The 18,864-nt window shown below is 66.9% G+C and carries 17 protein-coding genes; 10 read left to right on the top strand and 7 right to left on the bottom strand.

Annotation, left to right across the window (positions count from 1 at the left end):
• Nucleotides 1-138: 138 nt before the first annotated feature.
• A complete protein-coding gene (locus FHS94_RS10920; RefSeq protein WP_246348544.1) occupies nucleotides 139-1,380 on the top strand; it encodes a tyrosine-type recombinase/integrase in 1,242 nt (413 codons plus the stop codon).
• A 647-nt stretch (nucleotides 1,381-2,027) separates the two neighbouring features.
• Here the strand turns inward: FHS94_RS10920 and FHS94_RS10915 are convergent.
• The 4 genes from FHS94_RS10915 to FHS94_RS10900 form a co-directional block, all read right to left on the bottom strand.
• Nucleotides 2,028-2,558: a hypothetical protein gene (locus tag FHS94_RS10915; RefSeq protein ID WP_184057699.1), complete on the bottom strand. Its 531-nt coding sequence runs from the start codon at nucleotides 2,556-2,558 to the stop codon at nucleotides 2,028-2,030.
• 238 nt (nucleotides 2,559-2,796) lie between these two features.
• On the bottom strand, nucleotides 2,797-3,630 hold the full coding sequence (fdhD, locus tag FHS94_RS10910; protein WP_343055250.1) for a formate dehydrogenase accessory sulfurtransferase FdhD: 834 nt from the start codon (nucleotides 3,628-3,630) through the stop codon (nucleotides 2,797-2,799).
• Nucleotides 3,627-4,145 (bottom strand): molybdenum cofactor guanylyltransferase, encoded by a 519-nt coding sequence (mobA, locus tag FHS94_RS10905; protein ID WP_184057697.1) that lies wholly within the window; start codon nucleotides 4,143-4,145, stop codon nucleotides 3,627-3,629. The genes fdhD and mobA overlap by 4 nt, the downstream gene beginning before the upstream one ends.
• Complete coding sequence (locus FHS94_RS10900; RefSeq protein WP_343055249.1) at nucleotides 4,142-6,457, bottom strand: FdhF/YdeP family oxidoreductase; 2,316 nt, start codon at nucleotides 6,455-6,457, stop codon at nucleotides 4,142-4,144. The genes mobA and FHS94_RS10900 overlap by 4 nt, the downstream gene beginning before the upstream one ends.
• Before the next feature lie 127 nt (nucleotides 6,458-6,584).
• Between FHS94_RS10900 and trxB the strand changes: the two genes are divergently transcribed.
• Complete coding sequence (gene trxB, locus FHS94_RS10895) at nucleotides 6,585-7,592, top strand: thioredoxin-disulfide reductase (protein ID WP_184057695.1); 1,008 nt, start codon at nucleotides 6,585-6,587, stop codon at nucleotides 7,590-7,592.
• On the opposite strand, the gene FHS94_RS10890 is transcribed toward trxB, so the two are convergent.
• The 3 genes from FHS94_RS10890 to FHS94_RS19415 are packed head-to-tail and all read right to left on the bottom strand — an operon-like array spanning nucleotide 7,582 to nucleotide 9,320.
• Nucleotides 7,582-8,361, bottom strand: a complete 780-nt coding sequence (locus FHS94_RS10890; RefSeq protein WP_343055248.1) for a hydrolase 1, exosortase A system-associated — start codon at nucleotides 8,359-8,361, stop codon at nucleotides 7,582-7,584. The two genes, trxB and FHS94_RS10890, sit on opposite strands and share 11 nt — an antisense overlap.
• Nucleotides 8,358-9,035, bottom strand: coding sequence for a hypothetical protein (locus FHS94_RS10885; RefSeq protein WP_184057691.1), 678 nt, complete (start codon nucleotides 9,033-9,035; stop codon nucleotides 8,358-8,360). Before FHS94_RS10885 ends, FHS94_RS10890 begins: the two co-directional genes overlap by 4 nt.
• 12 nt (nucleotides 9,036-9,047) lie before the next feature.
• Nucleotides 9,048-9,320, bottom strand: a complete 273-nt coding sequence (locus tag FHS94_RS19415) for a phosphopantetheine-binding protein (protein ID WP_184057689.1) — start codon at nucleotides 9,318-9,320, stop codon at nucleotides 9,048-9,050.
• A gap of 86 nt (nucleotides 9,321-9,406) precedes the next feature.
• Here FHS94_RS19415 and FHS94_RS10875 point away from each other — a divergent pair, with 86 nt between their 5' ends.
• The 8 genes from FHS94_RS10875 (at nucleotide 9,407) to FHS94_RS10840 (ending at nucleotide 18,862) form a co-directional block, all read left to right on the top strand.
• Nucleotides 9,407-10,909, top strand: coding sequence for an AMP-binding protein (locus FHS94_RS10875; RefSeq protein ID WP_184057687.1), 1,503 nt, complete (start codon nucleotides 9,407-9,409; stop codon nucleotides 10,907-10,909).
• The gene (locus FHS94_RS10870; protein ID WP_184057685.1) at nucleotides 10,906-12,123 is read left to right on the top strand and encodes a pyridoxal-dependent decarboxylase, exosortase A system-associated; all 1,218 of its coding nucleotides are present in this window, start codon (nucleotides 10,906-10,908) and stop codon (nucleotides 12,121-12,123) included. The genes FHS94_RS10875 and FHS94_RS10870 overlap by 4 nt, the downstream gene beginning before the upstream one ends.
• Before the next feature lie 96 nt (nucleotides 12,124-12,219).
• A complete protein-coding gene (locus tag FHS94_RS10865) occupies nucleotides 12,220-12,861 on the top strand; it encodes an XrtA/PEP-CTERM system exopolysaccharide export protein (protein ID WP_184057683.1) in 642 nt (213 codons plus the stop codon).
• A gap of 10 nt (nucleotides 12,862-12,871) precedes the next feature.
• Nucleotides 12,872-14,383 carry an XrtA system polysaccharide chain length determinant gene (locus tag FHS94_RS10860; RefSeq protein ID WP_184057681.1) on the top strand — a complete coding sequence of 504 codons (1,512 nt, stop codon included), beginning with the start codon at nucleotides 12,872-12,874 and terminating at the stop codon, nucleotides 14,381-14,383.
• On the top strand, nucleotides 14,380-15,354 hold the full coding sequence (locus FHS94_RS10855) for a P-loop NTPase family protein (protein WP_184057679.1): 975 nt from the start codon (nucleotides 14,380-14,382) through the stop codon (nucleotides 15,352-15,354). The genes FHS94_RS10860 and FHS94_RS10855 overlap by 4 nt, the downstream gene beginning before the upstream one ends.
• Nucleotides 15,354-16,973 (top strand): hypothetical protein, encoded by a 1,620-nt coding sequence (locus FHS94_RS10850; protein WP_246348543.1) that lies wholly within the window; start codon nucleotides 15,354-15,356, stop codon nucleotides 16,971-16,973. Before FHS94_RS10855 ends, FHS94_RS10850 begins: the two co-directional genes overlap by 1 nt.
• 11 nt (nucleotides 16,974-16,984) lie before the next feature.
• Nucleotides 16,985-18,031 (top strand): ExeA family protein, encoded by a 1,047-nt coding sequence (locus FHS94_RS10845; RefSeq protein WP_184057677.1) that lies wholly within the window; start codon nucleotides 16,985-16,987, stop codon nucleotides 18,029-18,031.
• A gap of 9 nt (nucleotides 18,032-18,040) precedes the next feature.
• The gene (locus FHS94_RS10840; protein WP_184057674.1) at nucleotides 18,041-18,862 is read left to right on the top strand and encodes an XrtA system polysaccharide deacetylase; all 822 of its coding nucleotides are present in this window, start codon (nucleotides 18,041-18,043) and stop codon (nucleotides 18,860-18,862) included.
• Nucleotides 18,863-18,864: the final 2 nt, after the last annotated feature.

Below are 18,864 nucleotides of genomic sequence, written 5' to 3'. Positions count from 1 at the left end.
GGCTCTGCTCCAATCCTGAGCAGGTAGCGCTCGAGATCCTTCCAGCATGTGCAGGTCCCGAGGCGTCGGTCCCGGCGAGCCGCTGAGACGAACCGGCCGACATCGCTCGCCGTCGCTGGGCGCGATCGCAGGAACTGTTTGAACGTCAGGGCCATGCCGGCCCCTTACTTGAGCGAGGTTAAAATGCTGACAAACGCAGCGGTGAAAGCCGCGCGGCCGAAGCCGGCTGCCTATAGGCTTACCGACGAGCGCGGGCTGCACCTCTTCGTGACGAAGCTCGGGACCAAGTCGTTCCGCATGCGCTTTCGCCTCGCCGGCAAAGAGCAGCTCCTGACGATCGGCCAGTGGCCGGAAGTCACGCTCGACCAGGCGCGGGAACGTGCCGAGCTCGCACGCGAGCAGCTGGCCCGAGGCGAGGATCCGCGCGAGGTCGCGGCCGACCAGGCGCAAGTTCGTGCTTTCGAGTATGTTGCCCGGCTCTGGCATAAGCACATGCTGCCGCGCTGGACCGCAGTTCACGCCGGCGACGTCCTGGACAGCCTCGAGCGCGACGTGTTCCCGGCAATCGGCGCGATGCCGCTGGCGGCCATCACCCCGCCTGTGCTGCTGAACGCCTTGCGTTCAGTTGAGGGGCGCGGCCGACGCGAAACGGCGCGCCGGGTGCGCCAGCGGATCTCGGCCGTGTTCTGCTACGCCATGGGCGAGGGCTGGGCTGAGAGCGACCCGGCCGCGATCGTCGGCCGCGCGCTGATGCCGCCCAAGCCGGCACGCCATCAGCCTGCGCTCCTCGAGGTCGACCAGGTGTGCGAGCTGCTGGCCGCTGTCGACCAGCTGGGCGCCGCGCCGTCGTTCAAACTGGCTTCTCGTTTCCTGGCACTTACGGCCATGCGCCTGGCCGCGGTTCGGGGCGCGTGCTGGTCGGAGATCCTGGACCTGGACGGCCCGGCGCCGGTGTGGCGTGTGCCTGCAGTTCGGATGAAGCAAGCGGCAGCCAAGAAGCTGGATCCGAAGAACGACCATCTGGTCCCGCTGTCGCCGGCTGCGGTGGAGGTGCTGCGCCAGGCACGCGGCCTGGCGGGCGATCATATTCGGGACGCCGCGCAATTGATCTTCCCCGGCCGCACCGGGTCGGCGCCGATCGGCGAGGCGGCGATCGGCGCGTTGTATGGTCGAGCTGGCTTCTCCGGCCGCCACGTGCCGCACGGCTGGCGCGCGGCCTTTTCTACCATCATGAATCGAGGCGGGCGGTTTGACGGCGAGTTGATCGAGCGGGCGCTGGCTCATGCGCCGAAGAACAAGGTGAAGGCCGCATATGATCGCGGTGAGTATCTCGACCAGCTGCGCGAGCTCTTCGATGCCTGGGCGGTTCTGATCACCTGACCAGATTGATGGCAGGGGCTCGAAAGTCAGGGCCGGTTGGGGCCGAACACCGCGCAGTGCCTTCATGCGCGCCGCGAACGTTTCTTGGGTAAAAAGTTGGGGTCATGTTCTCGGCATGGGAAGTGCGGATCGCGTTGCGTATCTTTGACGAGTCAGCAGCCTTTCCGTGTTGACAGACCCCAACCTGAGGCCCCTCCAAAGTCCCCCGCGGAGGGGCCACCATTTTAGGCTTCGCCGGCCGTAGGCCGCTCCGATGGCGGCTGATCGGCACGCTTCGTGCTCGTCCCCCTCCGGCAGCATCGGGCGGCATGGCCGCCCGGTCCCGACCGCGCGTCTAAGCGGTCCGGTGGTGGAAGGTGGGCCGTTTCGGCCTGGGGGACTTCAAATCAGCGCATGGGATCGTCTGAACGATCCCATTCCTCTTATCCTTCAACCCCTGAGCAGGGATACAGACGGGATGGTGGACTCGCGTTCAGGGCCTGCGAGACGCGGGCCAGAACAGCGCGAAGTTCGGGACTCGACGGCTCTGCGGGTGAGGGCGGGGCGTGCGGCGGGCTCTCAGCGCCAGTGCGGCGGCGGAGCGCCCGACGGGCGACCAGGTCGCGGAGGCGTTGTAGCACGCGCGCAGGCAGCTGCTCGGGCGTGAACTAGTAAGAGTTCGACACCTGCCGACGTTGCGGCCCGAACAGGCCATCGCGGCCGGTGCTCTCTGTCCGGCGGATCCAGCTGAGCACCTTCATGGCGCGCAGCTGGGCGAGAGCGCGTACCACCGTCGTTCGGCTTATCCGGCCGACACGTGCGATCGTGTCGATCGCGGGGTCCAGGCGGCCCGACTTGAAGTCGATCGCGATCGCGCCGTGGCGGCCGAGGATCACCTCGAGCACGCGCAGGCCGTACAGCCCGAGCGGCCGGGCGCCGTTCTTGCGGCGCTCCATATTGTCCCATTCCGAGACGGCTTTCAGCAGGCAGTCGATCCAGGACAGCGCGCCGGCCATGGTGCCGTCGCCGATCGGCCGGGAGACCTGCGCCCGGCGATCGCCAACGTCGACGCTGTTGCGGCGGACCTTCCGGTCAGCGCCGCGTTCGGCGCGCCCGGTCAGGCGTGCGGTGAAACCTTGGGTAATCTGGCGAGCTTGGCGCGCGGTCAGCGCTGCGTCAGTGCTCTTGGCATTCGACATCGTGTCGGCTCCCACTGCGGAGTCGATGGGCGCACGAAAGCGCCAGCTGAACCGAGGTCGGCAGCCGTGCGCAGTCGCAGGTTCTGAGGCGTCGCCCGAGGAGACGCGGGTTAGGAGCGCCGCTCCCAAGTCGGGATCACGGTGGAGCGCGTGAGCGCTGGCTGATGCTTATCGTCGAGGGGAGAGGGCCGCTGTCTGCGGCCCGAGCGGTCAAACCTTAATGGTCTTCACCGCTCGGTTAAGTGGGTAGCTGTCCTCCGCTACCAGGCCCGAAGGCCTCCCACGGATCGTTCATGACCAGCATCGCATCGTGCCGTGCCAGGGCGATCAGCGTCAGCCCATGCTCGCGGGCATGATCAAGAGCGAGGCTGGTGGGTGCGGAGATGCCGACGAGCAGCGGCACACCTGCAACAAGCGCCTTGTCCACCATTTCAAAGCTGAGCCGCGAGGTGACGAGCAGGAACCCCGGTGCCTCGTCCGACAGCGCCAGCGCGCCGATCAGCTTGTCGAGGGCATTGTGACGGCCAACATCCTCCATGACGCGGGTAATGCCACCATCCCGGTCACAGGCGGCGGCGGCGTGAACGGCTCCGGTCTCCGCGTTAAGCAACTGTCGGTCGCGCAGTGTGGCCAGGGCGGCGAAGAGAGCGGGCGAGGCGACCTCCGGGCGGGCAGGCCGGCCCGACACCGGGCGCCGCAATTGTTCCAGCCCGGCGATGCCGCACAAGCCGCAGCTTGTATCGCTGGTGCGGTGGCGGACCCGGTCCTGAATGCGCCCACGGCATCGGTCAGACAGGGCCACGCGCACGATCCAGCCCGCCTGTGACTCGAAAGGCTCCACATCGATCACGTCGGCCGCGCTGTCGGCAAGCCGCTCCGTCAGCATGAACCCCGTCGCAAACGCCTGGAGATCGGCCGGGGTCATCATCATTACCGCGTAGCCGAGCCCGTCGACCTCGATCGCGACGGGCGCCTCCACCGCAATCACTCGCTCACCGGGTAGAACGGTGTCAGCGCGCAGGACCAGCGTCGGCGCTCGCCTCACCGTGTCGCCGGCAACGGGCCCGGTCACAGGGCGAGCAAGTCCTCGGGCGTGTTGACGTTGGCGAGCGGAGCGGGGGAGGCGATGGGTAGCGCGCCGACCGAGCGGGCCCAGCCGCGCACCGACAGATCGGGCGCAGTCTCGATCCAGCCGAGCAGTTGTGCGCCGAGGGCGGACGGCCAGTACCCCAGCACCGGCGCGTCCGAACAGTATGCGGGGCCGCGACGGACCAGCGCCTCCACCAGGCCATCGGGCAGGAACGGCATGTCGCAACTGATCGTCAGGACGCAGCGATAGCCGTGGCTTGCCCCGTAATCGAGTGCCCCGGCGATGCCGCCAAGCGGGCCGAGGCTTGCGCGCGGAAGATCGGCCACTCCGGCGCCATCATCATTCCGACCGACCACGATGACCTCATCGCACCAGGGTTCCAGCAGTGCGCGGGACCGGTCGATCAGTCGCTGGCCCTCCCACAGTGCCAGCGCCTTGTCAGACCCGAAGCGGCTCGACCGCCCGCCAGCCAGTACAGCGCCCAGCAACCCCGTCATGCAGACACCCGCACCCTGACCGGGACGGACTTGCCCGCCGGAACATGGCTTTCGAGCGCATGGTGTTCCAGCGGGACAAGCACGTTGAGTTCGGGATAATAGCCCGCGATCGTGCCCTCTGGCAGGTCGTAGTTGACGACGCGGAGACCTTCCACGACGCGATCAATGCCGTCGTCCGCGTCGCTCTCGAGCGCAACGATGTCGCCGTCCTTGACCCCCAATCGCTGCTGGTCGGCGACGCACATCATGACCACCTGGCGGGTCCCCTTGATGCCACGAAATCGGTCGTCATAGCCATAGATGGTGGTGTTAAACTGATCGTTGGAGCGGAGCGTCACCAGCCGATATCGGCCTTCCTTGTCCGCGAACCCTGCGGAGTTGAGCGCCCGGGGGGCGTTGAATTCCGCCCTGCCGCTCTTCGTTTCCCATTTCCGATGCGCGGCGGGGTTGCCCTTCCAGAAGCCGCCGGGCTGGAACAGGCGGCCGTTATAGTTGGCGAACTTGTCGGGATAGGTGTTCTCGATCGCGTCGCGGACCTTGCCATAGTCGCCGACCCACTCTTCCCAATCAATGTTCGGATTGGGCGGCAGCACGCGCGAGGCAATGCCGGCGACGATCGCGGGTTCGGACAACAACGTTTCTGCCGCCGGCTTTGCCTTCCCAACTGACCCGTAGATGTGGCTGAACGAGTCCTCGATCGACACCGCCTGTCGGCCGGTCGCCTGCATGTCGAGCTCCGACCGGCCAAGGCAGGGGAGGATCCAGCTGTCTTCACCCGGCACGAGGTGGCTCTTGTTGAGCTTTGTCGCGATGTGGACAGTGAAAGGAAGCTTGGCCCAGGCTTCCCGCAGGCGCCCATAATCGGGGGCCGCGCGCAGGAAGTTGCCGCCGAGCTGGACGAAGCCCTGACATTCGCCGGCGATGATGGCGCGGCAGCTTTCGACGGTGTCCCAACCCTTTTCCGTGGGCGGGTCGAATTGATAGAGCTGCTTCAGCCTGTCGACCGGCACCAGCTCGCTCTTTTCGGTAATGCCGACGGTGCGCTGCCCCTGCACGTTGGAATGGCCGCGGACCGGCCCCGGTCCGGCTCCTTCGCGCCCGATATTGCCGCGCAGCAGCAGCATGTTGGTCAGCATGTACAGGCTGTCCATGCCATAGCGGTGCTGGGTGATGCCCATGCCATAGACGTTGATGACGGCCTTGGCATTCATGTACACGCGGGCAGCTTCCGTGATCGCTTCCCGCGTCAGCCCGCTTTCGCGAGTAATGTCGTCCCACGTCGCGTTGCGGCAGAAGGTGGCGAACTCCTCGAAGCGAACCGTGTGCTGTTCGATGAAGTGGTGGTCGAGCACGCGCTCGCCGCCATCACGCAGCGCCTGGTCGTCTGCCTCGATGGTCAGCTTGCAGATGCCGAGGATCGCGGCGATGTCGCCGCCTGCGCGGACCTGGTGATATTGCGACGAGATTTGGGTCGACTTACCCGTCGCCATCTCGATCGGGTTCTGGGGATCGGTGAACTTCTCCCATCCGCGCTCCTTCAGTGGATTGAAGGTGACGATCTCCACCCCGCGCTTGGCGCAGTCGCGAAGCGTATGGAGCATGCGGGGCGAGTTGGTGCCGACATTCTGCCCGAAGCAGAAGATCGCGTCGCACTTGTCATAGTCCTGAAGCTGGATGGTCGCGACCGGGGAACCCGTCGCATTCTTCAGCCCGACCGACGTCGTTTCATGGCACATGTTCGACGAATCGGGCAGGTTCTGGGTACCCCAGAGACGCCCGAACAGCGCATACATGTAGCTGGTTTCCAGGCTGGCACGGCCGGACGAATAGAGCACGACCTTCTTGGGGTCCGACCCTTTCAGCCGGGCGGCGATGCCATCGAACGCCTCCTGCCAGCTGACCGCGACGTATTTGTCGGTCGCGCGATCATATTTCATCGGATGCGTAAGCCGGCCGGCTTGTTCGAGGTTGTACTCGGGCCATTGCTCCAGTTCGGCAACAGTGTGCTGCTGGAAGAAGTCCGGCGTGACGCGGTAGCTGGTCAGCTCCCACGCGGTTGCCTTGGCGCCGTTCTCGCAAAACTCGGCGATGTGCGGCTTGGCCGGCTTTCCCCAGGCGCAGGACACGCACATGAAGCCCTCGGGCTTGTTCTGCCGCCTGAGTGTGTCGAGCGTGTCGGGACCGATCGCGTCCTCTTGGGGCAGGATGTGGACGAGCGACTTCATCGACCCCCAGCCGCCTGCCGCGCCCTTGTACTCGGTTATCTCAACCTTGCCCGACCCTTCGGCCGGGATATTGCTGCCTTGTGTCACGCCATCCTCCGCTCTGGCCACAACGAGCCGGGGCAGCTTTGGATGCCCTGACGGGAACCGAAATCGATCGGTTCAAATCAGGCTGCCAACATCCTAGATCAGCACCGATTCCTAAGAGGCTTTTTTCATGGCGACCCATACTACCCGCATGCTCATCCTCGGCTCCGGCCCCGCCGGGTTGTCTGCCGCAATCTATGGAGCGCGCGCGGGCATGAAGCCGATCGTGGTGCAGGGCATCCAACCCGGCGGCCAACTGACCACCACCACCGACGTCGAGAACTATCCGGGGTTCCGCGAGGTGATCCAGGGACCCTGGCTGATGCAGGAAATGCAGGCACAGGCCGAGCATGTCGGCACCACCATGGTATGGGACACGATCGTCGGCATCGACCTGTCACGCCGTCCGTTCCGCCTGACCGGCGATTCGGGCGACATCTATGAGGGCGAAACGCTGGTTATCGCGACCGGCGCGCAGGCAAAGTGGCTGGGGATCCCGTCCGAAGACGCGATGAAGGGCAAGGGCGTGTCCGCCTGTGCGACCTGTGACGGCTTCTTCTACCGCGGCAAGAAGGTTGCGGTAATCGGCGGGGGCAATACCGCCGTCGAAGAAGCGCTGTACCTCACCAACCATTCGCAGGACGTGACGCTGATCCACCGCCGCGACACCTTGCGTGCCGAACGCATCCTGCAGGAGCGGCTGCACGCGCACCCCAACATCACCGTGTTGTGGAACAAGGAAGTGCGCGAGTTCGTGGACGGCGGGGGCAATGCCGGGCTGGTCGCGCTCGACCTGGTGGACACCTGCACCGGCGAACAGAGAAGGCTGGACGTCGAGGGCGGCTTCGTCGCGATCGGCCACTCGCCGGCGACAGAGCTGTTCCGCGGACATCTGGAACTGGACGCTGACGGTTACATGAAGGTGGAGCCCGGCACGGCCAAGACCTCCGTCCCGGGTGTGTTCGCCTGCGGCGACGTGGCGGACAAGGTGTATCGCCAGGCGATTACGGCGGCTGGCACAGGCTGTATGGCTGCCTTGGACGCCGAGCGTTTCCTGGCCCACGCTCAGTTCGAGTCCGACGTGGCGGCGATGAACGAGCCGCCACGCGAGAAGGAAAACGCCGAAGCTACCTGGTAAGCGCTGCCAGCACCGCGGCTTCCAGCGCGGCGGCGTCGGCCGCGTGCTGGAAGCTGTGCGATGTTGTGTCGAGTTCGACCAGGGTCGCGCGGTCGCGAACGGGCGCAAAGGCCGCGCCCGTCCAGAAGGCGCGGAAGCCGATCGCGGTGGCGTCTCCTCTGGCAAGCACCAGCGTCAGCGGGCCGGGGAAGGCGGCCAGATCCGCAGCCATTCGATTCAGTAGCGTGCTGGGGGCGAGAACTAGGCTCTTAGCCATGCCGCGCAAGAGCTTACCCCAGGCGATGTTGCCGCTTAACGCGCGCCGCCACATCGCCGGATCGCGCAGCCGCTGGCCGTAGCGTTGCCTGATCGCGGCAGCGGGGGGCAGTCCGTCCGCGTCGTCGCCGGTCCAGGGATTGGTGAGCACCAGCGCGTCTACCCCGGCACGGGCACCTAACCGGGCGAGCGCCGTTGCGGCATCGCAGTTGCCAAGTGCCACCACGCGGGTGACCTGCGGCTGTTCGCGGCGCAGCATGGCGAGGGCGGCCATGAGGTCGGGTTCCACGCTTTCCCAGCCGCCATTCTCGCCTTCCGAATCGCCGACTCCACGACGGTCGAAGCGGAACACGGGATATCCGGCGGATGCCACCTTGGCAGCGAGCAGTGCCATGCCGCGGTGAGCGCCTGCCCGAACCTCGTTGCCACCCGATAGGATCAACAGGCCCGTGGCGCCCGGAGCCGCGTCGAGCGTGCCGAGCAGGCTCGCCCTGTCGCAGGTGAAGGTGATCACCCTCCGCAACTTGTGATCCATTGGGCAATGTCGGCAGCGAGCGTAGCTGCGAACGGAGGATCGTTGGCTGGCTCGCTTCGGCGCCACAAGGGCGAACCAGCGACATGCCGATCTGCTGGGCGCGGGTCGGTGTCGACCCTGACGGTCCGAACCGGGCCGCCCGTTGATGGAAATATCTCGTCTGCCTCTAGTGCGGCGACGAGCGGAGCAGCTAGCCGGTTTCCGGCGAGGGTTGATGGCTCGCCGTTGACGGTTGCATGGCGGGAGGCGCGGCGAAGATCGGAGAGGACGGTCTGGCCGGTGATCGGAGACAGGCGCCAGCGACTGGCGAGTTCCGCGTCCGTGTCGACGATAGCGCCCCCGCGGATCGCGATGCCGTGCACCTGGCCGCCGATCTGCGCGGTTGCTGCGGCAAAGGCCGCTCGCCAGTCTGCCAGACTGGCGCGGTCGGTTGGAAGCACGCTTTCGCCCTGTCCGGGGATGTCCGGAATGGCCACGCCGATCCCATGAGTCGCCAGGGCGCGTGCAATCGCGAGGGTAAAGGCGCGTGTGCGGTTGGCTTCCTCGAACAGCGCGGGCGCGATGATCGCAAGGGGCGCGTGGTCGGGGCCGAGGCGCAGCATTGCCTCATGCCCGCCTTGCCAGTCATAGCTGTCGATCCGCAGGCCGGTCATGCCGGCGCGGTGCTAAACGGCTGTCTTGCGAGCGGCAAAGGCGACGAGGGCGCCAAAGGTCGACAACGTCTCGCCATCCACCTCATCATCCTCGATCACGATACCCAGGCGGTCCTCGACCTCGGTCAGCACGCCTGCGACCGCCATGGAATCGAGCTCGGGGAGCGCGCCGAACAATGGCGTCACATCCGTGAACTCGGCGGTGCGTTCGGGCGACAGGCCCAGGACGTCGCCGAGCACTGCGCGAACTGCCCGCTCTACCTCGTGAGTGCCCTCGAAGATCACCGCCCGCTTCCTCTCGCCCCTGTCATGGTGCGCCGCGATAATCGCCGGGGGTGAAAACGGCAACGCCCTCGCGCTATGGGGTAGCGATGATCGCGCCTGATCCTGTGCCCCGGCCCATCGACCATGCCTTGCGCGGACGGCCGGACGATTTGGCCCTGATCGATCGCGAGGGCGAACTGACCTTCGCGGAAGCAGAGGCGGAGGTTGCAGCGCTCGCGGGGTGGCTGGCCAGCCTTGGCCTTGCTCCGGGTGCGCGCGTTGCAAGTTGGCTTCCCAAGACACGCCACGCCTGCCTTATGCCGCTTGCCGCGCCGCGGGCGGGTCTGGTCCACGTGCCGATTAACCCGGCACTACGTCGTGCACAGGTCGCCCATATCCTTGCCGACAGCGGAGCGGCGCTTTTGCTGACGCAGCCGGCGCGCGCAGCAACGCTGGTGCCGGGCGATGTGCCCGACGATTGCCGGGTCATGACGGAGGCGGGCAGGGGAGAGCCGCTATCGCCCTCGACTGCCGACCCTGATGACCTTGCCGCGATCCTCTATACATCTGGCTCGACGGGCGCTCCCAAGGGAGTGATGGTGAGCCATGCCAATCTGTGGCTGGGGGCGGTGTCGGTCGCCCACTATCTGGGGCTGGGGAGCGACGACCGCGTGCTGGCGGTGCTGCCGCTGTCGTTCGATTATGGGCAGAACCAGCTTTTCTCGACCTGGTATGCGGGCGGAGTGGTTGCGCCAGTCGACTATCTGACCGCGCGCGATGTGGTGAAGGCTGTTGAACGGGTGGGGGCAACCACGCTGGCCGGGGTGCCGCCGCTCTGGGTGCAATTGCTGGAGGCTGACTGGCCGAGCGAGGTTTCGGCGCGTCTGAACAGGCTGACCAACTCTGGCGGCGCGCTCACGCCGCGTATGGTGCGAGGCCTGCGTGAGCGGTTTCCGGCGGCAAGGATCTTCGCCATGTACGGCCTGACCGAAGCATTCCGTTCGACCTTCCTCGATCCGACGCTGATCGACGCTAATCCCGATGCGGTCGGCGCTGCGATCCCGTCTGCTGAGGTGATGGTGGTCCGCCCTGACGGTACTCGCGCGGACCCAGGTGAGCCGGGTGAGCTGGTCCATGCCGGCCCACTGGTCGCGAAAGGCTATTGGCGGGACCCGGAGCGTACGGCCCGCCGCTTCCGTCCGGCACCCGCATGGTCACGGTTGGGGGGCACGGCGGTATGGTCGGGCGACACCATGATGGTCGGCCTGGACGGGCTGCTACGCTTTGTCGGGCGGGACGACGAGATGATCAAGTCGGCGGGCAACCGCATCAGCCCGGCCGAGGTCGAGGAAGCGGTGCTGTCCGGCGGTGAGGCGCGCGAGGCGGTCGCGGTGGGCGTGCCGGACGAGCGATTGGGGCAGGCGATCGCGGTGGCGGTGGCGGGCGATCCGGCGCGGGAGGGAGCGTTGCGCGCGCGGTTGAGGGCGGAGCTGCCGAGCTTTCAGCAGCCGCAGCGTTACCGCTGGCTGGACGAACTGCCGCGCAACGCCAACGGGAAGCTGGACCGGGCGGCCATCGCGGCGATGCTGCGCGGGGGAGAGGAAGCATGAAGCCGACCGGCCCTTTACCGCGCGAGTTCGCGGGCCAAGGCGGCGAGTTGATGATCGCGGGACGTTCGGCCGATAGCTGGGCTGCCGAGCATGGCACCCCGGTCTTCGTCTATGATCCGGCCATGGTCGCAACGCGTGTCGCGCGGTTTCGCGCGGCGTTTCCGGGCGTCGACCTTCATTATGCGATCAAGGCAAACCCGCACACCGGCCTGCTCGCCGCAATCGCGCCGCTGGTTGACGGGCTCGACGTCGCTTCGTCGGGGGAGCTCGCCCGGGCGCTCAATGCAAAGCCGGCGGCCGCGATCAGCTTCGCGGGTCCTGGCAAGCGCGATGCGGAGCTGGAGGCGGCGATCCTGGCGGGCGCGACGCTGAACCTGGAATCGGAGAACGAGGCAAAGCGCGCGCTCGCCATCGCCGAGCAGATCGGGGTGCAGCCAAGACTGGCGGTGCGGGTCAACCCGGACCTGGAACTGCGCGGGTCGGGGATGCGGATGGGCGGACGCCCGTCGCCGTTCGGGGTGGATGCCGAACGGGCAGGGGCGCTGGTCCGGATGCTGGTGGGGGCTGGAGCAGATTGGCGGGGCTTCCACGTCTATGCCGGAAGTCAGGCCCTGAGCGCCGAGGCGGTGATCGAAACACAAGCAGCGACGCTTGCGCTCGTGGCGCGGTTGGCTGAGGAGGCGGACGCCGCGCCGCCGCTCGTCAACCTCGGCGGCGGGTTCGGGGTGCCGTATTTCGCGGGCGACAGGCCGCTCGACGTTGAAGCGGTGGGGGCGTCGCTTTCCGGCGCGCTCGCGAGCCGCCCCGCGATCCTGGCGAATACGCGCTTTGCGATCGAGCTCGGCCGCTGGCTCGTCGCAGAAGCGGGCGTGTACCTGACCCGAATTGTCGACGTGAAGCAGAGCCGGGGCGAGACCTTTCTGGTTGTCGACGGCGGGCTGCATCATCAGCTCGCTGCCACCGGGAATTTGGGAACGGTGGTGCGGCGAAACTATCCGCTCGCGCTGACCCATGCGGTGAACGTGGAGGATGTTCAGGAGGCCTCAGTGGTCGGCCCGCTCTGCACCCCACTCGACCGGCTGGGGGATCATGTCGGGCTGCCTGCGGCCAGTGTCGGCGATCTGATCGCCGTGTTCCTGGCGGGCGCATATGGCGCAACCGCGTCGCCGACCGCGTTCCTCGGCCACCCCCCGGCGGCGGAGGTCGTCGCCTGAGCGCTCAGCCCTAACGCTATCTTCACCTCTCCCGCGCATAGCCGATCAGCCAAGCCGAGCGCCCGTACGGGCCCGAGCTCAGGAGATTTGTCGGCCATGCGTTCCGTTTCCCGTTCGGTCCTGACCCTAGGCGCTCTCGCCACCATGACCACCGCCTGTGCCGGTGGGAATGGCGGGCGTCCCGAGCTGCCCTCTGCGTCCTATGTCGCGTCCAAGGAGCAGCCTGGCGAAGAATACGTCATCGGCCCGCTCGACCAGCTCAACATCTTTGTGTGGCGCAACCCGGAGCTGTCGGCGAAGGTGCAGGTGCGCCCCGATGGTCGGATCACCACGCCGCTGGTCAACGACATGCCCGCGGTCGGCAAGACGCCCGCCATGCTGGCCGACGACATGAAGAAGGCGCTGTCCGAGTACGTCAACAAGCCGATCGTGTCTGTGATCGTGGAGAATTTCTCCGGCACCTATTCTCAGCAGGTCCGCATCGTCGGCGCGACCGAGAAGCCCGCCTCCATCCCGTTCCGCGCCAACATGACGCTGCTTGACGCGATGATCGCGGTCGGCGGGCTGTCGCAATACGCAGCGGGCAATAAGGCGAAGCTGGTCCGCTATGACCGCGACACGGGCAAGCAGAAGGAGTTCGCGCTCCAGATCAGCAACTTGCTGAAGAAGGGCGACTCGTCCGCGAATGTCCGGCTGGAGCCGGGCGACGTGATCATCATCCCCGAGTCGATGTTCTGAGGACCGTCCGTTGAACGGCATCTACGATGAAGCGCGGATAGCGCTGCACGCGGTGTGGACACGTCGCTGGCTGGCGCTGGGCATCGCCTGGGCCACCTGTGTGCTCGGCTGGCTCGTCGTGTCGCAGATGCCCAGCCGCTACACCTCGACCGCGCGCGTGCTGATCCAGATGAACACGCTGTTGCCGCAGCAGATGAACGGTGTGCCGACGGACACCACGCGCGACATCACCAGCGTTCGCCAGACGATGGTCAGCGCGGTGAACCTCGAAAAGGTGGTGCGCGGGACCGACCTCGCCAACACGGTGTCGAGCGACCGCGATGTCGCCGACCGCGTCGCCTCGTTGGCCCTCGCGATCAAGGTGGATGCGCAGCAGGACAATGTATTCGGGCTGACCACTACCATGTCGAGCCCGCGGCTGGCGCAACAGGTGACCCAGAAGCTGATCGACGTGTTCGTGGACGGCAACCTGGCGGGCGACCGGCGGAGCAATACCCAGTCGCTCGCGTTCCTCGACCAGCAGCTCGCCCAGCGCCAGCAACAGCTGCAGGACGCCGAAGCCAAGCGCGCGGATTTCCAGAACCGGTATCTCGGCTCGCTGCCGGGCGCAGGCTCGGTGAGCGACCGGATCGGCGCGTCACGCGCGCAGATGGCGCAGGTCGATGGTGACCTTGCGGCGGCGCAGTCGAGCCTTGCCGCCGTGCAGGGGCAGATGGCGGGCACCCAGGCGAGCCTGCCTGGGGCCGGTGGTGTCACCGGCGGTCCTGCTCGCGCGCGTCTGGCCGCGATCCAGGGCCAGCTCGCTGATGCGCGGGCGCGGGGCTACACCGAAAACCACCCCGATGTCGTCGCGTTGAAGGCGCAGCTGAGCGCCGCCACGGGCGCGGCTCGCAGCGAGCCTGCGGGTGTAGCCGGCGGGGGCACGCCCAATCCGCTCTACCTGTCGCTCCAGTCCATGCTGGCGGACAAGCAGAGCCAGGTCGCCGGCCTTCGGATCAAAAAGGCGCAGCTGCAGGCCGACCTCGACCAGCTCAACGCCAAGCTTGCCGGCGATCCCGCGGTCGCGGCAGAACAGGGACAGATCGAGCGCGATTACCAGGTCCTTAAGGACCAATATGACCAGTTGCTCGCCCAGCGCGAACAAACGGCGCTGAAGGGGCAGGCCCAGTCGCAAACCGATCGCGTCCGCTTCTCGGTCATCGATAAGCCGACCCTGCCGCGTGCGCCGACCGCGCCAAACCGTTTCCTGTTGCTGACAGCGGTGCTGCTGCTTGGTGCGGGCGCAGGAGTCGGCGGTGCGTTCGCCATGGGTAAGCTGCGCACCACTTTCCCGACGCAAGCGCGGCTGGAAAAGGCGGCAGGCCTGCCGGTGATCGGATCGATCGGGGAGGTCGTGACCCGGCGCCAGTCGGAGGACCGCGCCAAGAAGCTGAAGCTGTTCCTGGGCGGCGCGGCGGCCTTGCCGGCGGCGTACGTGCTGCTGCTGGGCGTAGAGCTTCTCCAGCGGGGGATGGCAGCATGAGGAACGAGAAGATCGACCACCCTGCGCAGGATGGCGGTTCCCTGCTGGAACGTGCGGCGCAGACCTATGACTGGGGGCGTCAGTTCCGGTCGCCCGAGCCGCTGGCCGCACAGCCCGAGCCACTGCCGCCGATCGAGCCCGACTTCGAGACAGCGCCTGAATGGGAGCCGCACTTCGCGCCGGTCGACCAGTTCGGCGGCTATGATGAGGACATCGCGCCCGCGCGGGACCCGCAGGACGTCGCACCGATCGATCGATTGATGCTGGCTGAGGCCGGCATGATCGTCCCCGGCGCGCCCGTGGGTCCGCTGGCGGAGGAATTCCGGTTGGTGAAGCGCCAGCTCTTGATCACGCGCGAGCGGGTGGCCGAGGGCGGCTCGCCCGAAAAGGCGCGTTCGCTGCTGGTCTGCTCCGCACGCCCGAACGACGGAAAGACGTTTTGCGCGATAAACCTCGCCCTCAGCCTTGCGGCGGAGCGTGACCTGGAAGTGCTGTTGGTGGATGCGGACTTCGCCAAACCCGACGTGATGCGGCAGTTGGGCCTGACCGAAGGGCCGGGGCTGCTCGACGCTTTGGCTGACACGCATCTCGACCCGGAAACGCTGGTCGTGCGCACTGACGTGCCGCACCTGTCGGTGCTGCGCGCGGGTACCCGTACGGCGACGGATACCGAGCTGCTTGCCTCCGCCCGCACTCGTGCCGTGATCGCGCGGCTGCTGGAGGCGGAGCCCAACCGCCTGCTGGTGTTCGATTCGCCCCCCGCGCTGGCGGCCAGCCCCGCTTCGGTGCTGGCGATGCTGGTCGGCCAGGTGATGCTGGTGGTGCGCGCGGACCATACCCCTGAAAGCGAGGTCGGCCAGGCCGTCGGGCTGCTCGACGCGTGCGAGCATATCGCGCTGGTGCTGAATGCCGTGTCGTTCGTGCCGAGCGGCGCGCGTTTTGGCAGCTATTACGATCAGGAGAACAGGTGATGAGCCTGAAACAGGCGCTCATCGCGGGGACGGCGACGCTGGCGCTGGCAGCGCCGGCCGCGGCGCAGGAAAGGTCGGGCGATCGCGGGAGCGTGCAGGTCGCGCCCTATGTCGAGGTCGGGCAGCTGCTCGATTGGGACCTGAACAACGGCGACGCGGTGACCTATACCACGCTGGCCGCGGGCGTGGACGTGTCGGCCGACACCGCGCGTACCTCGGCGCAATTGAGCTATCGCTACCAGCACAATTTTTCATGGGAAAAGGGCGTCGGCGACGACGACCTGCACCTCGGCCTGGCCCGCGTGGCGGCACGCGTCACCAACGCGCTGACATTGGAGGCGGGCGGCCTGGCAACGCGGACCCGGTCTGATATTCGCGGTGCCGCGCCGGGGCTGTTGCTGGGCAACAACACCAATGTTTCGCAGCTTTATTCTCTTTACGCGGGGCCCAGCCTGTCGACGACGCTGGGCGCGTTCACGGTCGGGGCGGATTACCGGATCGGCTACACAAAGGTCGAAACGCCTGGCTTCGACCCGGCGGTCGTCGGCCGGCCCCGTCGCGACTACTACGACGATTCGCTTGGCATCGTCGCGACCGCGCGCATCGGCTTTGCGCCCGGCACGCTGCTACCGGTCGGGCTGACCGCGAGCGGTGGTTATGTGCGTGAGGATGCGGGCCAGCTGAGCCAGCGGTTCGAAGACGCGTATGGCCGGGTTGATGCGCTGTTGCCGGTATCCGCGAACCTCGCCCTGCAGGGCGGGGTGGGCTATGAGAAGGTCACCTCCTCCAGCCGGGCTCCGCTGGTTAACGCGGTGACGGGCGTGCCGGTGACCGACGGCAATGGCCGCTTCGTGACCGATCCCGCCAGCCCGCGCCGCGTCGATTACCGTACCGACGGCGTCTACTTCGATGCGGGCGTGGTATGGCGGCCCAACCGACGCACCTCCGTCTCCGGCGCGGTGGGGCGCCGCTATGGCTCCACCATCTATACCGGGCAGGCAACCTGGGCCGCGTCCCGCAGTGTCGGGGTCGCCGTGAACCTGTACGACAGCGTCGAGACGTTCGGAAATCAGCTGCGCGACAATATCGGGTCCCTGCCGACCAGCTTCGTGACCGCGCGCGACCTGTATTCGCAACAGTTCAACGGTTGCATCTTTGGTACGTCCGGCGCGGCGCCGGGATCCTGCCTGAACAGCGTACTCCAATCGATCACGACGGCCACCTATCGCACCCGCGGTTTGGATGCCGTGGTCACCGCCACGCGGGGGCTGAACACCTATGGCTTCGGCGCCGGATATGTGAATCGCAAGCTGTTCTCCCGCGCCAATCCTGGCGTGTCGGTCTTCGGCGTGGAGGACGAAAGCTATTACGCCCAGGGCTTCTACTCGCGACGGATGAGCCCGGTTTCCACGGTCGATCTGAACCTGTTCGCCAACTATTTCGATCCGGGTCAGGTCAACTCGGACGGGGTCTGGTCGTACGGCGCCGTCGGCAGCTACAATCGCAGTTTCGGCCGGATCAGCACCACCGCGAGCGCCGGCCTGTACAGCTTCAAGGTCGGCGACCTGCCCAGCGACTGGTCCGCCCAGGCGCAGCTCGCGGCCCGTTATACCTTCTAAGGACGTTTGAGATGTTCGAGGATCATTTCGGGCTTACCGGCCGTCCCTTCCAGCTGACGCCGGACCCGGCCTTCTGGTTTGAAACCGCAACCCACCGCAAGGCGATGGCCTATCTGGGGTTCGGGCTCCAGCAGGGCGAGGGTTTTGTTGTCATCACGGGGGAGATCGGCGCGGGCAAGACCACGCTGATGGGGCATTTGCTCGCCAGCATCGACCCAACCTCGCTGAACGCGATCCGGATGGTGTCGACTGCCCTGGAAGCAGACGACTTGCTGCGCATAGTGGCGGTGCAGCTGGGCGTACAACCGCGCGGGCTGGCGAAGGCGGAGCTGCTGCTCGCCATCGAACGCGGGCTGCACAGCGTGGCGCGCACTGGGCGTCGTACCCTGCTGGTCGTCGATGAAGCGCAGGCGCTGTCTGTGTCGGCGGTGGAGGAGCTGCGCATGCTCTCCAACTTTCAGGCCGGCGGGCGGGCTATGCTGCAGGTCGTGCTGCTCGGCCAGCCCGAGTTCCGCGACCGCCTTCACGGCGAAAGCCACCTTGAGCAGCTGCGCCAGCGTGTGATCGCGATCCATCACCTGGAGCCCATGGGCCTGGAAGAGGTGGACGCGTACATGGCGCACCGCCTTCTCCGCGTGGGCTGGAAGGGAAAGCCCGATTTCACCGCCGATGCTTTTGCCGCGTTCCATCGCGCGTCGGGCGGTGTGCCGCGCCAGCTGAATTCGATCGCGAACCGGGTCATGCTGCACGCCGCGCTGTCGGGATCGGACCTGATCAACGCAGATGCGGTCGAAGCGGTGGTGGCGGACATGCGCGCTGATCTGCCCGTACCCTCCGCCAAGCACGCGCCCAAGGCCGTCACGGCTGCGGCCGAGCTGGTTTCGTCGGCCAACGCGCCGGTCGCTCCCGCCATTGATCACGAGACGGCGGCGCGGCTGATCGAGCTGGAGACGCGCATCGAGGAGCAGGACCTGGCGCTGCGCCGCGTGCTCAACATGCTTGTCGAATGGGTGGAGGGGGAGGACGCCCGCCCCACGCTCACCAACCGCGCTGCCTGAGTTCGCACCATGCTCAACGGCATGTCGGTCGATGTGGAGGAATGGTTTCAGGTCGGCGCGTTCGAACGCGTGATCGACAAGGACGACTGGCCGACGCTCGAAAGCCGGGTGGAAGCGAACACAGGGCGAGTGCTCGACCTGTTCGCGGAAGCCGGCGTGGCCGCGACCTTTTTCACGCTTGGCTGGGTTGCGCATCGCTGTCCTGCGTTGATCCGGCGGATCGCGGACGCAGGACATGAGATTGCTAGCCACGGTTGGGACCACCAGCGGGTGTGGACCATGGACGCGGCTACGTTCCGCGCGGACCTGGCCCGCGCGCGTTCCGCGTTGGAGGATGCGAGCGGGCGGGGTGTGATCGGTTACCGCGCGCCGAGCTTCTCCGTCGATACCCGCACGCCCTGGGCCCATGTCGAGCTCGCCGCGGCGGGCTACCGCTATTCATCCAGCATCGCCCCGATCGCACATGACCATTATGGCTGGCCCGACGCGCCACGCTATGCGCACCGTCCGCTGGCGGACAGCCCGTTGCTGGAGGTGCCGGTGACGATCGCTACAGTCGGCCCGAAGCAGGTAACGGCGGGCGGAGGCTTTTTTCGCCTGTTACCCTCGGCCGTGACCGATCGCGCGGTGCGTCGGGCCAATGCCGAGCAGCAGCCGGCCATGTTCTACTTCCATCCCTGGGAAGTCGACCCCGACCAGCCCCGGGTCACGGGCGCGCCGCTGCGTTCTCGCCTGCGTCATTACAGCCGGCTCGGCGCAATGCGCGGCAAGCTCGCTGGGCTGCTCGCCCGGCACGAGTGGGGCCGCGTCGACCAGGCAATCGCCGCGTGACG

This window comes from Sphingomonas aerophila, from assembly GCF_014199305.1.
Lineage (GTDB): Bacteria > Pseudomonadota > Alphaproteobacteria > Sphingomonadales > Sphingomonadaceae > Sphingomonas > Sphingomonas aerophila.
Note: the sequence above shows the minus strand (reverse complement) of the source record. Positions and strands in the feature narration are given on the sequence as shown.

Excerpts from the sequence above, each read along its gene's own strand:
- FHS94_RS10915 (WP_184057699.1), bottom strand. The coding sequence starts at position 2,558 with ATGTCGAATGCCAAGAGCACTGACGCAGCGCTGACCGCGCGCCAAGCT.
- trxB (WP_184057695.1), top strand. The coding sequence starts at position 6,585 with ATGGCGACCCATACTACCCGCATGCTCATCCTCGGCTCCGGCCCCGCC.
- FHS94_RS10840 (WP_184057674.1), top strand. The coding sequence starts at position 18,041 with ATGCTCAACGGCATGTCGGTCGATGTGGAGGAATGGTTTCAGGTCGGC.
- FHS94_RS10865 (WP_184057683.1), top strand. The coding sequence starts at position 12,220 with ATGCGTTCCGTTTCCCGTTCGGTCCTGACCCTAGGCGCTCTCGCCACC.
- FHS94_RS10885 (WP_184057691.1), bottom strand. The coding sequence starts at position 9,035 with ATGACCGGCCTGCGGATCGACAGCTATGACTGGCAAGGCGGGCATGAG.
- FHS94_RS10870 (WP_184057685.1), top strand. The coding sequence starts at position 10,906 with ATGAAGCCGACCGGCCCTTTACCGCGCGAGTTCGCGGGCCAAGGCGGC.
- FHS94_RS10850 (WP_246348543.1), top strand. The coding sequence starts at position 15,354 with ATGAGCCTGAAACAGGCGCTCATCGCGGGGACGGCGACGCTGGCGCTG.
- FHS94_RS10845 (WP_184057677.1), top strand. The coding sequence starts at position 16,985 with ATGTTCGAGGATCATTTCGGGCTTACCGGCCGTCCCTTCCAGCTGACG.
- FHS94_RS10875 (WP_184057687.1), top strand. The coding sequence starts at position 9,407 with ATGATCGCGCCTGATCCTGTGCCCCGGCCCATCGACCATGCCTTGCGC.
- FHS94_RS10855 (WP_184057679.1), top strand. The coding sequence starts at position 14,380 with ATGAGGAACGAGAAGATCGACCACCCTGCGCAGGATGGCGGTTCCCTG.
- mobA (WP_184057697.1), bottom strand. The coding sequence starts at position 4,145 with ATGACGGGGTTGCTGGGCGCTGTACTGGCTGGCGGGCGGTCGAGCCGC.